The organism is Actinomadura parmotrematis, assembly GCF_019458805.1.
In the GTDB taxonomy this organism is placed as follows: domain Bacteria; phylum Actinomycetota; class Actinomycetes; order Streptosporangiales; family Streptosporangiaceae; genus Spirillospora; species Spirillospora parmotrematis.
This window is the reverse complement of record NZ_JAIBOA010000001.1, coordinates 339,287-351,524: the sequence shown is the minus strand read 5'-3', so window position 1 is coordinate 351,524 and position 12,238 is coordinate 339,287. Positions and strand designations below refer to the sequence as shown.

Here is a 12,238-nt window from a genome sequence, read left to right as displayed (position 1 = left end):
GGGCCCGTGGTAGGACCGGGGCATGGACACCGAGGTCGCGTCCGCCGCCACCGCGGCGGACCTGGAGCAGGCGCGGGCCGTCCGGCTGCGCGTCTTCGTCGAGGAGCAGGGCGTCCCGCTGGACCTGGAGCTGGACGAGCACGACGCGGCCGCCGACCACTTCGTCGCCCGCGCGGCCGGCCGCACCGTCGGGACCGCCCGGCTGCTCGCGGACGGCGAGGGCGTCCTCGGCCGGCTCGCGGTGCTGCCCGAGGCGCGCGGGACGGGGCTCGGCGCGGCGCTGGTGCGGGCGGTCGAGGACCGGGCCCGCGCGCGCGGGCTGCCGGCGCTCCGGCTGCACGCCCAGACGTCGGCGCGGGGCTTCTACGAGCGGCTCGGGTACGCCGCGTTCGGCCCGGTCGAGGACGAGGCGGGCATCCCGCACATCTGGATGCGCAAGGACCTCCGGCGTCCCGCATCGTGAGACGCGCGTCCCGAGGATCAGCGGCGGCGGCGCGGGCCCGGATAGGGTCGCACGCATGGGACGTCGCTCTTTCGGCTATCCGCGGCCGGCTCCGGACGAGCCGGCCGACGCCGACGTGCTGCGGGTGCTACTCGCCCGCCCCGGCGCGCTGGCGTCGGTCGGGGACGCGCGCGCCGCGATCGACGCGATCGACGCGGCGCTCGCCGTGCTGCTGGAGCGCCGCGCCGAGATCGCCGTCGTCGTGCAGCGGCTGAAGCCGGTCGGCGGGTTCGCCGGGCGGAGCGCCGAGCGGGAGGCGCAGATCGTGGCCGCGATGGCCGCCCGCGCGCCCGCGCTCGGCGCCGCGCGCCTCGCCCGGGTGATGGACGCCGTCATCGAGGCGGGTCTTGAGGTCGCCGAGGAGCGGCGGTCCGCCGGGGCCTGACGTACCGCCAGCCGCCCCAGAGCGCGGCGGCGAGCACCGGGACGGCGTACACCGCCCACCGCTGGTCGGCGTCGAAGCCCATCAGCACGACGACGAGCACGAGGAACGCCAGCGTCGCGTAGTTGGTGTAGGGCGAGCCCGGCATCCGGTAGGACGGCCGCTCGACCTCGCCGCGCTCGGCCGCCCGCCGGAACCGGACCTGGGCGTACAGCAGCGTCGCCCAGGTGGTGAGGACGCCGAGCGAGGCGATCGAGGTGGCGATCTCGAACGCCTTGTGCGGCACGAACACGTTCAGCACGACGCCCGCGACGTACACGACCGAGGTGAACAGGATGCCGCCGTAGGGCACGTGGTGCGAGCTCATCCGGCCGACGAACGCCGGCGCCTCGCGGCGCTGCGACAGCGACCGCAGGATGCGCCCCGTCGAGTACAGGCCCGAGTTGGTCGACGACAGCGCCGCCGTCAGCACCACCAGGTTCATGACGCCGCCGACGGCGGGCACCCCGAGCGCGGCGAACACCGTCACGAACGGGCTCTCGTCGGGGGTGTAGACCGTCCACGGCAGCACCACCACGAGCAGGAACACCGCGCCGACGTAGAACAGCGCGATGCGCCAGACGACGCCGTTGATCGCGCCGGGCAGCACCTCGCGGGGGTTCTCGGCCTCGCCCGCCGAGATGCCGACCATCTCGATCGCGGCGTAGGCGAAGATCACGCCCTGCAGGCTGAGCAGGACCGCCCACCAGCCCTGGGGGAAGAACCCGCCGTAGTCGACCAGGTTGGCGAACTCGGCGCGGTGGCCGCCGACCTCGGCGTGGGTGGTGACGAGCACGATCCCGACGACCAGGAACGCCACGATCGCGACGACCTTGACGAGCGCGAACCAGAACTCCAGCTCGCCGAACAGCCGCACCGACACCAGGTTGACGGTGAGCAGCACCGCGAGCGCGAGGAGCGCCGACAGCCACTGCGGGAAGCCCGGCGCCCAGTAGTGCACGTAGATGCCGATCGCGGTGATCTCCGCGACGCCGGTCATCGCCCAGTTCAGCCAGTACATCCAGCCGCTGGCGAAGCCCGCCCACTCGCCGACGAAGTCGCGCGCGTAGGTGACGAAGCTGCCCGCCGTCGGCTTGTACAGCACCAGCTCGCCGAGCGCCCGCATGACGAACAGCGCCGCGACGCCCGCCGCCAGGTAGGCCAGCACGAGGCCGGGACCGGTCTGGGCGAGCCGCTGGGAGGTGCCGAGGAACAGGCCGACGCCGATCGCGCCGCCCATCGCGATCATCTGGATGTGGCGGGGTTTCAGCGACTGGCGGTAGCCCTCGTCCTCGCCGGCGCCGGAGTCGGGCGCCCCGCCGAGCCCGGCGCGCGAGGCGCGGGCCGCGTCGAGCGCCGCCAGCGCCTCGGCGCGCGCCACGCCGGCCGCGTCGCGGGCGGCGTCCCGCGCCGCCCTCCGCTCCGGCCGCTCGGCCTCGTCCATGCCCACCCCCGTGCCGTCCGGCTACCTGTGGCAGCCATTCGATCACGTCGGGTGGGCGGCGCCCGGCGGCGACGTTCAAGCCGGGGTCAGGACTCGGCGGCCACGATCTCCAGGGCGCGGGCCAGGTCGTCGGGGTAGGCGCTCTCGAACCGCACCCACTCCCCCGTCCCCGGGTGCTCGAACCCGAGCCGGACGGCGTGCAGCCACTGGCGCTTCAGGCCGAGGCGGGCGGCGAGCGTCGGGTCGGCGCCGTAGGCCATGTCGCCGGCGATGGGGTGGCGGATCGCCGACATGTGGACGCGGATCTGATGGGTGCGGCCGGTCTCCAGGTCGACGTCCAGCAGCGTCGCGGCGCGGAACGCCTCGACGGTGTCGTAGTGGGTGACCGACGGCTTGCCGCCCGCCACCACCGCGAACCGGCCGTCGCCCGCCGGGTGCCGGTCGATGGGGGCGTCGACGGTGCCGCGGAACGGGTCGGGGTGGCCCTGCACGAGCGCCTGGTAGCGCTTCTCGATGCGGCGCTCCTTGAAGGCGCGCTTCAGCCGCGAGTACGCGGTCTCGCTCTTGGCGACGACCATCGCGCCGGTGGTGTTGGCGTCCAGCCGGTGCACGATGCCCTGCCGCTCGGACGCGCCGCTCGTCGCGACGGTGTGCCCGGCGCCGAGCAGGCCGCCGAGGACGGTCGGGCCGGTCCAGCCGGTCGTCGGGTGGGCGGCGACGCCGACCGGCTTGTCGACCACCACGATGTCGTCGTCCTCGTAGAGGATGCCCATGCCGGGGACGGCCTCGGGGACCGGCGCGGGCGCCGCGGGCGGCGGCGGGAGGGTGACCTCCAGCCAGGCGCCGGCGTGCAGCCGGTCGGACTTGGCGACCTCCCGGCCGTCCAGCAGGACGTCGCCGGCCGCGATGATGTCGGCCGCGCGGCCGCGCGACAGCCCGAACAGCCGCGACAGGGCCGCGTCGGCGCGCTCGCCCTCCAGGCCGTCGGGGACCGGCAGCGACCGGACGTCGGCCATCAGGACCGCTCCTCGGGGACGTCGGCCTGCGTCTCCGGGGCCTTCACGGGGGCCTCGGCGGCCGCGGCGGGCGCGGGGGCCGCGGCGTCGCCGCCGGCCTCCGCCTCGGCCTCGACGTCCACCGCCGAGTCCTTGTCGTCGCTCAGCCGGGTGCCGTCGATCTGCAGGCCGCGGGAGGCGAGCAGCACGGCGAGGACGCCGCCGCACACGATCGCCGAGTCGGCCAGGTTGAACACCGGCCAGTGCGGCAGCTCGATCCAGTCCACGACGTGGCCCTGGAAGCGGGCCGGGCCGCGGAAGATCCGGTCGATGAGGTTGCCGATCGCGCCGCCGAGCAGCAGCCCGAGGCAGACCGCCCACGGGAGGCTGCGCAGGTTGCGGGCGGTGCGCACGATCGCCACCACCACGCCGAACGCGATCACGGTGAAGATCAGCGTGTAGCCGGTGCCGATCGAGAAGGCGGCGCCGCTGTTGCGCGTCTCGCGCAGCGTCAGCAGGCCGCCGAGCAGCTCGATCGGGTCCTCGCCCTGCAGCGTGGCCACCACGATCATCTTGGAGACGACGTCGAGGGCGAGCGCGGCGACCGCGACCGCCGCCAGCACGCCGACGCGACGCGGCCGGGGCGAGCCGGCCGCGTCCTTGCCTGGGTTCGTTGAGTCGCTCAGCGACGTTCCTCGCGTTGTTTGCATGTCACGCACATCGTCGCACGGGGGAACGCCTGGAGGCGCGCCTTGCCGATCGGCTTGGCGCACGACTCGCAGATCCCGTACGTGCCCGCGTCCATCCGCTGGACGGCCCGCTCGTTCTGTGCGATGAGGTCACGCGCATTGTAGGTCATCGACAGCTCGTGCTCGCGCGCGTAGGTGTTGGCGCCGACGTCGGCCTGGTCGTCGCCCGCGCCGTCGGTGCCGTCGTTGTCGGCGATCTGGCTGGCGGCGGCGGCCACCTCGGCGGTGAGCTGCGCGATCTGGTCCTGGAGGGCGGAGCGGACCTCGGCGAGCTCGGCGTCGGTCCAGCGGTCCTCGCCCTCGCGGACCGGCAGCGTCCCGGCCGCCGCGGCCTCGGCGGCGCGGGGGGCGGTGCGGGCCCGCGGCGGCTTCGCGGCGGCCTTGACGGCCGGCTTGGCCGCGGTTTTCGCGGCGGTCTTGGCGGTGGTCTTGGCGGTGGCCGTGGGCTTGGCCGCGGTCTTGGCGGTGGCCTTCGACGCGGTCCTGGCGGCGGGCTTCGCGGCCGACTTGGCGGCCTTCGGCGCGGCCTTGGTCGCCTCGGCGGCGGGCTCGGCGGCAGGCTTGCGCCCGGCCGTGCGCGGCCGCGCCACGGCCTCCGCCTCGCCGATCTCCTCTACGGGCAGTGCGACCAACGTGATCCCCCCTCGCTCCGGCACGGCCCGTCTGCACGGCGTGCTGCCGGCCCCCGGCCGGCCTCTCCCTGGCATTGCTACACGCCGCATATGCCCGGTCACCCGTCTCGCAGAAACCCGGCGCGGGCGGGAATCTGTGTTTGTGACCCCCGTCACTTCGCGGGGTTGCCAAGGGCCGGTAATGGGAATGGGTTCTGCCCTCGGGTGCGTTACAGTCGTGCAGCACAGCCATGTCGGCAGGCCCTGACGGGGACACCTGCCGCCGCGAGCGGCCATGAGCGACCCGGGGACGGTGCGAGCCCGGGGGCGAGCCCGGCGGTCCCGATCACCCCTGAGCCGCCGGAGGAACCGCCCGGACGCCCCGCGTCCCGGCGCAGTAGAACCGGCAGCCGCGGCTGAACGAAGCGGGCCGCCCCCGGCGACGGGGCGCGGTCAAGGAGGGTGGTACCGCGGGGCCCCGCACGGGCGCCTCGTCCCTCCGGTCCACGTGTTGTCCCCACGCGTCGATCCGGAGGTCCGACCGCCGTGACCCGTCAGTTCCGGCCCCTGCCCGCGCAGGTCGATCTGCCCGCCCTGGAGCGGGACACGCTGCGCCGCTGGCAGGAGGACGATGTCTTCGCCCGGTCCCTGGAGCGCACCGCGCAGGGACCGCGCTGGATCTTCTACGAGGGTCCGCCCACCGCCAACGGCATGCCCGGCGTGCACCACGTCGAGGCCCGCGTCTTCAAGGACGTCTTCCCCCGCTTCAAGACCATGCAGGGCTACCACGTGCCCCGCAAGGCCGGCTGGGACTGCCACGGCCTGCCCGTCGAGGTCGCGGTCGAGAAGGAGCTCGGGCTGTCCGGCAAGAAGGACATCGAGGTCTACGGCATCGCCGAGTTCAACGACCGCTGCCGCGAGTCGGTGCAGCGGCACGTGGACGCCTTCGAGGACATGACCGAGCGGATGGGCTACTGGGTCGACATGTCCCAGGCGTACCGCACCATGGACCCCGACTACGTCGAGGCCGTCTGGTGGTCGCTGAAGGTCGTCTTCGACAAGGGCCTGCTGTTCCGCGACTTCCGCATCACCCCCTACTGCCCGCGCTGCGGCACCGGCCTGTCCGACCACGAGCTCGGCCAGCCCGGCGGCTACGAGACGGTGACCAGCCCGTCGGTGCACGTGCGGATGCCCGTCACCGCCGGGCCGCTCGCCGAGCTCGGCGCGTCCCTGCTCATCTGGACGACGACGCCGTGGACCCTCGTGTCCAACACCGCCGTCGCCGTCCACCCCGACGTCACCTACGTCGCGGCCCGGCCCGCCGGGTCCGAGGAGGTCCTCGTCGTCGCCGAGCCGCTGCTGGAGCAGGCCCTCGGCGAGGGCGCCGAGGTGCTCGCCTCCTGCACCGGCCGCGAGCTGGAGCGCACCCCCTACGCGCGGCCGTTCGACCTCGTCGAGATCCCCGGCGCGCACTTCGTCGTGCTCGGCGACTACGTCACCGTCGAGGACGGCACCGGCCTCGTCCACCAGGCGCCCGCCTTCGGCGCCGACGACATGAGCGTCTGCAAGAACTACGGGCTGCCCGTCGTCAACCCGATCGGCCCCGACGGGCGGTTCCTGCGGACCGTCCCGATGGTCGGCAACCGGTTCTTCAAGGACGCCGACGAGGACCTGACCGACGACCTGCGCGCCCGCGGCCTGCTCTACCGGGGCGGCCACTTCGAGCACAGCTACCCGCACTGCTGGCGCTGCCACACCCCGCTGCTCTACTACGCGCTCCCGGCCTGGTACATCCGCACCACCGAGATCAAGCAGCGGCTGCTGGAGGAGAACGCCCGGACGAACTGGTTCCCCGAGAACGTCAAGGAGGGCCGGTACGGGGAGTGGCTGCGCAACAACGTCGACTGGTCGCTGTCGCGCAGCCGCTACTGGGGGACGCCGCTGCCGCTGTGGGTGTGCGCGGAGAACGACGAGCACCTCACCTGCGTCGGCTCCCTCGCCGAGCTCGGCGACCTCGCCGGGCGCGACCTGTCCAAGCTCGACCCGCACCGCCCCTACGTCGACGACGTCACGCTGCCCTGCCGGGAGTGCGGCGGCGAGGCGCGGCGCGTGCCCGACGTCATCGACGCCTGGTACGACTCGGGGTCCATGCCGTTCGCGCAGTGGGGCGCCCCGCACCGCAACGAGGACGTGTTCGAGGCGTCCTACCCGGCGCAGTACATCTGCGAGGCGCAGGACCAGACGCGCGGCTGGTTCTACTCGCTGATGGCCGTCGGCACGCTGGTGTTCGACCGCTCGGCCTACGAGAACGTGCTCTGCCTCGGCCTGATCCTCGCCGAGGACGGCCGCAAGATGAGCAAGCACCTCGGCAACGTGCTCCGCCCGATCCCGCTGATGGACGAGCACGGCGCCGACGCGCTGCGCTGGTACATGCTGGCGAGCGGCCTGCCGTGGGCGTCGCGCCGCGTCGGCCACAACGCCCTGGAAGAGATCGTCCGCAAGGTCCTGCTGACCTACTGGAACACCGCCTCGTTCTTCGTCCTCTACGCGAACGCGGCAGAGGCCCAAGGAGGCGCCTGGACGCCGGACCGGCTCGCCGAGGCGCCGGCGCCCGCCGACCGGCCGCTGCTGGACCGCTGGGCGCTCGCCGAGCTGCACCGCACCGTCGCCGAGGTCACCTCCGCCCTGGAGGAGTTCGACACCGCCCGCGCGGGCCGCCGCCTCACCGAGTTCGTCGACGACCTGTCCAACTGGTACGTGCGGCGCTCGCGCCGCCGGTTCTGGCAGGGCCCCGAGACGCCCGAGGGCGCGTCGGCGTTCGCGACGCTGTACGAGTGCCTGGAGACCCTCACCCGGCTGATGGCGCCGATGGTGCCGTTCGTCACCGACCACCTGTGGGACGTCCTGCGCCCCGAGGACGGGCCGGCGTCGGTGCACCTCGCCGACTGGCCGAAGGTCGACGAGGCGCTGCTGGACGCCGACCTGACCGCGCGGATGGCGCTCGTGCGGCGCCTGGTCGAGCTCGGCCGGTCGGCGCGCGCCGCGAGCTCGGTGCGCACCCGCCAGCCGCTCGGCCGCGCCCTGGTCGGCGCGCCCGGCTGGGCCGCGCTGCCCGCCGAGCTGCGCGACCAGCTCGCCGACGAGCTGAACGTGCAGGGCTTCGAGGAGCTGGCGTCGGTCGGCGGCGACCTGGTCGAGTACGAGGTCAAGCCGAACTTCCGCGAGCTCGGCAAGCGGTTCGGCAAGGACACCCCGAAGGTCGCCAAGGCCGTCACCTCCGCCGACGCCGCCGCGCTCGTCGCCGCCCTGCGCGGCGCCGGGGCGTCCGTGGCGGCCGAGGGCGTCGGGACGGTCGAGCTCGCCGCCGGCGAGGTGATCGTCACCGAGCGGCCGCGCAGCGGCTGGGCGGTGGAGAGCGCCGCCGGCGAGACCGTCGCGCTCGACCTGGAGCTGACGCCCGAGCTGCGCCGCGGCGGGCTCGTCCGCGAGGTCGTCCGCCTCGTCCAGGACGCCCGCAAGGCCGCGGGCCTGGAGGTCACCGACCGGATCGAGCTGTGGTGGGAGACCGCCGGCGACGACCTCGCCGCCGCGCTCCGCGCCCACGAGGCCGAGATCGGCGCCGAGGTGCTCGCCGTCGCGGTCCGCGAGGGCCGCCCGGACGCCGACCTCCCGCGGCGCTTCGACGAGGGCCTCGCCCTCGGCTTCTGGCTGGACCGCGCGGGCTGACCGCGGCCGGCCGCGGCCGGACCCCTTCGGGCGGGCATCGACCCGCCCGAAGGGGTTCAACGCGACACATCGTGTTTGCCATGATGGGCGGGTGACCGAACCCGAAGACTCCCCCGCCGCCGGCGCGACGCCGCCGGCGGGCCCCGCCCCCGCGCCCGCCGAGGTCGCCGTCCCCACCGGCCGCTCCGCGCTGCGCGCCTCCGACGCCGACCGCGACCGGGTCGCCGAGCGGCTCCGCGAGGCCCTCGCCGAGGGCCGCATCACCCCGGGCGAGCACGCCGAGCGCATCGACGCCGTCTACCAGGCGCGCACCTACGCCGACCTCGAACCCGTCCTCGCCGACCTGCCCGACGAGCACGGCGCGACGCCGCCCGCGCCCGGCATCTCGCTGCGCAAGGACACCGCGCTGCCGGTGCCGGACGGCCGGTCCGCCACCATCGTGGCGATCTTCGGCGGGGCGTCCCGCAAGGGCCGCTGGCTGGCCGAGCCGAGCACCCACGTCGCCTGCGTCTTCGGCGGCGTCGAGCTGGACTTCCGGCAGGCGGTGCTGTCGCAGCGCGAGGTGACCGTCAACGTCACCTGCATCTTCGGCGGCGTCGACATCACCGTCCCGCCCGGCGTGCGGATCGTCAACAACGTCGCCGCGGTGTTCGGCGGCGTGGACGCCCCCGGCGGCGGGGACGTCGCCGCCGACGCCCCCGTGATCAAACTCACCGGGCTGGCGCTGTTCGGCGGCGTCTCGGTGCGGGTCCGCGAGCCCGGCGACAAGAACCGCCAGGACATCGCCCGCGAGCGCCACGACCGCCGCCACGAGCTGCACGCCGAGCGCCGCGAGCTCCGCGACCGCCGGCGCGAGGAGCGCCGGCGCCGCGACTGACGCGCGCCGGCCCGGCGGGCGCCGGCCGCGGCGCCGGGTCAGACGGACGCCCGGTCGGGCTGGCAGACGAGGCAGGGCGTGCAGCCGCGGGACTTGGCCTCCGAGCGCGGCAGCGACTCCAGGTCGTCGGCCTCGTCGCCGATGTCGTCGATCAGCACGCAGTCGGTGCGGTGGTAGCGCTTGGTGCCGCTGATGATCCGGACCTGCGTGTCGTCGCCCGCGTCGCCCGCGGGCTCCTCACGGGCTTCGGCGGCGGCGTCGTCGGCGTCGTCCTCGGGGGCGTCCGGGCGCTCGTCCTGCGGGACGTCGCCGGACTCGCGCGGGCGCGGGGCGCTCGGCACGATCTCCAGCTCGTCGGGGGCCTCGTCCTCGACCGGGGCGGGCTCGGGCGCGGGCGTGCGCTCGGGGACCGCCGGGCCGGGGGCCGGCCAGGCGGACGGCAGCGACGTCGCCGTGGACGGGGACGGCGCCGGGAAACCCGGGTCCTCGGCGGCCTCGTCGGCGGGCGCCGGCTCGGGCGCGGGCTCGTCGAGCGGCGCGGACGGCAGGTCGGTGCGGCCGTGGCGGCGGGAGAACGCCTCGGTCGGGTTCAGCGCCGACAGCGCGTCACCGGCGGGCTCGGGGTCCGCGAGCGGATCCCGCACCGGCTCCGGGGAGAGGGACGGCGCGGGCTCGGGCGCCGGGAAGGCGCCGCCGAGCGGGTCGGAGGTGTCGCGGGCCGCGGTGCGGCCGCTCGCGGGCGCGTCCCCGGTCGCGCCCTTGGCCGTGCCCTCGGTCTTGTCCTCGGTCGTGCGCTCGCCCGTGTCCTCGGTCTTGTCCCTGGCCGGGCCGCCGATCGTGTCCCTGGCCACGCCGTTCGCGGCCGTCGCGCCGGACGCGGCGGGCTTCGCGGCGCCGCTGGAGCGCTCCTCCGCCGGGGCCGCCGGCACCGACACCGCGGCGCGCGCCGCCAGGGCGGTGTCGGGCAGGCAGGCGGTGCAGGGGCTGAAGCCCTCTTCCCGCGCCTCGACGTAGGTGAGCTCCTCGGTCTCGCGGCCGGCGAGCTGGCGGCAGGTGTCGAGGTGGTAGCGCTTGCGCCCGCGGACCACGAACACCAGGGCGTCCTCGGGCACCTCCAGCTGCTGCTGGGGGATCTCGACGTCGTCGTCGGGGGGCAGGGCCAGCGGCGCCGTCGCGGGGACGGCGGGGGCCGTCGCCGCCTTCACGGCCGCGGCGTTCCGCTCCTTGGCCTTGCCGGCCTTCGCGGCCTTCTTGCGCTCCTTGCGGCTGCGCTTCGGGGTCGCCGCACCGGTCCCCCACAGCTCCTTGCGGCGCAGGAACACCCCGATCAGCAGGCAGAGGGCGGACACCGCGCTGACCGCGATCGAAATGTAGATCACGTACAGCGCGTCCACCCCGAAGACCTGGGCGCTGTCCCCGTTCCCGGCCACGATGCCCGCCACCAGCAGGGCGATGGCCAGCACGACTAGTACGCCACTCAGGATGATCACTGGGTCGCTCTCCCTCTACAGGCACGCAACCCGGGCCGTCGTCCCCGGCCCGGGAGGTCGCCGCCGACGTTCCGAAACGTCGCCGGGATGGCGCTGCGGGCCATCCACGGCGCGGCGATCGGGGAAACCCTACCGCCTGCGGCGGCGCCCCTAGCGCCTCTCGTGCGGCGGGTTGTCGCCGCCGGAGTGGAAGGCGCCGGTCGCCGAGTGCTGCACCTGCTGGGCGTGCTGGGCGGGCTCGGGGGCCGTCGGGAAGGGGTTGGCGCCGGTCTGCCCGGAGCCCTGCGCGCCGTTGCGGGTGTCGACGTGCGGGGGGATCGCGGCCTGGGGGCCGGTCGGCTGGCCGACCGGGACGCCGCCGCCGGGGGCGACGGGGAAGGCGCCGCTCTCGGTGCCCGCGGCGTCGAGGTCGCGCAGCTGGCCCTCCAGGTAGACCTTCAGGCGGCTGCGGTACTCGCGCTCGAACGCGCGCAGGTTGTCGACCTCGCGCTCCAGCTCCTCGCGCTGCTGCACGAGCGAGCCCATGACCTGGCGGTGGCGCTCCTGGGCGTCGCGGTCCAGCGCCTCGGCGCGGCCGCGGGCCTCGCTGACGATCTGGTCGGACTGCCGGCGGGCCTTGCCGAGGATCTCCTCGGCCTCGCGGCGGGCGCGGCCGAGCGTCTCGTCGGCCTCCCGGCGGGCGTCGGCGATCGCCTGGTCGGCGGTCTGCTGCGCCAGCGCGAGAACGCGCGCGGCGGTGTCCATGTTGTCCTCGCCGGACGGCGCGGCCGCCATGCCGAGGCCGCCGAGGGCCGGCTCGGGCTCGGGCTGCGGGACGGGCTCGGGGCGCGGCGGCTCGGGCATCTTGGCCATCTCGGGCTTCGGCTCCACGATGGGGGCGGCCATCGCCGGCACCTTGCCGCGCAGGCACTCGGCCAGCTTGGCGCGCAGCTCCTCGTTCTCCTGGATGAGGCGGTCGAGCTCGGACTCGACCTCGTCGAGGAACGCGTCCACCTCCTCCTCGTCGTAGCCCGGCCTCAGCCGGGTCGTGCTGAACTGCTTGTTCCGCACATCGGCGGGCGTGAGCGGCATGTTCGTCTCCTTGGCGCGCTTGGAGTCTGTCCCAAAGGACCGTAGCCGATCAAATCCGTCACAGGCTCTGGACGAATTTGATCATGATCCAGACCACAAGGATGAGGAATGCGAAGCTGAGGTCCAATGCCACGTTACCCAGCCTGATGGGCGGGATGAAACGTCTGAGGAGTTTCAGTGGCGGATCGGTCACCGTGTAGACGGCCTCCGCGATCACCAGCACCACGCCGCTCGGACGCCAGTCACGGGCGAACGACTGCAGGATGTCGAGCAGGAGCCTCCCGATGAGGAACAGGAGGAAGAGGTACAGCAGTGCGACCAGCACCGAACCAACGATCGTCACGGACTTCTC

General features: G+C 74.6%; 11 protein-coding genes. 4 read left to right on the top strand and 7 right to left on the bottom strand.

What is annotated here, in order from left to right:
• Positions 1–22 precede the first annotated feature (22 nt).
• Both K1Y72_RS01555 and K1Y72_RS01550 read left to right on the top strand, forming a co-directional pair.
• On the top strand, positions 23–463 hold the full coding sequence (locus K1Y72_RS01555) for a GNAT family N-acetyltransferase (RefSeq protein WP_220162453.1): 441 nt from the start codon (positions 23–25) through the stop codon (positions 461–463).
• 55 nt (positions 464–518) lie between these two features.
• Positions 519–887, top strand: coding sequence for a chorismate mutase (locus tag K1Y72_RS01550; protein WP_220162451.1), 369 nt, complete (start codon positions 519–521; stop codon positions 885–887).
• Here the strand turns inward: K1Y72_RS01550 and K1Y72_RS01545 are convergent.
• From K1Y72_RS01545 to K1Y72_RS35870, 4 genes are all read right to left on the bottom strand, one after another.
• Positions 835–2,367 carry an amino acid permease gene (locus K1Y72_RS01545; RefSeq protein ID WP_220162450.1) on the bottom strand — a complete coding sequence of 511 codons (1,533 nt, stop codon included), beginning with the start codon at positions 2,365–2,367 and terminating at the stop codon, positions 835–837. The genes K1Y72_RS01550 and K1Y72_RS01545 overlap by 53 nt on opposite strands.
• An 86-nt stretch (positions 2,368–2,453) precedes the next feature.
• Complete coding sequence (locus tag K1Y72_RS01540) at positions 2,454–3,383, bottom strand: RluA family pseudouridine synthase (protein ID WP_220162449.1); 930 nt, start codon at positions 3,381–3,383, stop codon at positions 2,454–2,456.
• Positions 3,383–3,985, bottom strand: a complete 603-nt coding sequence (gene lspA, locus K1Y72_RS01535; RefSeq protein ID WP_220162448.1) for a signal peptidase II — start codon at positions 3,983–3,985, stop codon at positions 3,383–3,385. Before lspA ends, K1Y72_RS01540 begins: the two co-directional genes overlap by 1 nt.
• A 59-nt stretch (positions 3,986–4,044) precedes the next feature.
• The gene (locus tag K1Y72_RS35870; protein WP_258571816.1) at positions 4,045–4,425 is read right to left on the bottom strand and encodes a TraR/DksA family transcriptional regulator; all 381 of its coding nucleotides are present in this window, start codon (positions 4,423–4,425) and stop codon (positions 4,045–4,047) included.
• Positions 4,426–5,268: 843 nt separating this feature from the next.
• On the opposite strand from K1Y72_RS35870, the gene ileS reads away from it, so the two are divergent.
• Together ileS and K1Y72_RS01520 are read left to right on the top strand one after the other, a co-directional pair.
• Positions 5,269–8,448 (top strand): isoleucine--tRNA ligase, encoded by a 3,180-nt coding sequence (gene ileS, locus K1Y72_RS01525; RefSeq protein ID WP_220162446.1) that lies wholly within the window; start codon positions 5,269–5,271, stop codon positions 8,446–8,448.
• 91 nt (positions 8,449–8,539) lie between these two features.
• Positions 8,540–9,325: a DUF1707 SHOCT-like domain-containing protein gene (locus K1Y72_RS01520; RefSeq protein ID WP_308286833.1), complete on the top strand. Its 786-nt coding sequence runs from the start codon at positions 8,540–8,542 to the stop codon at positions 9,323–9,325.
• 38 nt (positions 9,326–9,363) lie between these two features.
• Here K1Y72_RS01520 and K1Y72_RS01515 read toward each other — a convergent pair whose 3' ends face one another.
• The 3 genes from K1Y72_RS01515 to K1Y72_RS01505 form a co-directional block, all read right to left on the bottom strand.
• On the bottom strand, positions 9,364–10,815 hold the full coding sequence (locus tag K1Y72_RS01515) for a hypothetical protein (protein WP_220162445.1): 1,452 nt from the start codon (positions 10,813–10,815) through the stop codon (positions 9,364–9,366).
• 150 nt (positions 10,816–10,965) lie between these two features.
• Complete coding sequence (locus K1Y72_RS01510) at positions 10,966–11,886, bottom strand: DivIVA domain-containing protein (protein ID WP_220162444.1); 921 nt, start codon at positions 11,884–11,886, stop codon at positions 10,966–10,968.
• Positions 11,887–11,944: 58 nt separating this feature from the next.
• Positions 11,945–12,229 (bottom strand): YggT family protein, encoded by a 285-nt coding sequence (locus K1Y72_RS01505; protein ID WP_220162442.1) that lies wholly within the window; start codon positions 12,227–12,229, stop codon positions 11,945–11,947.
• Positions 12,230–12,238 lie beyond the last annotated feature (9 nt).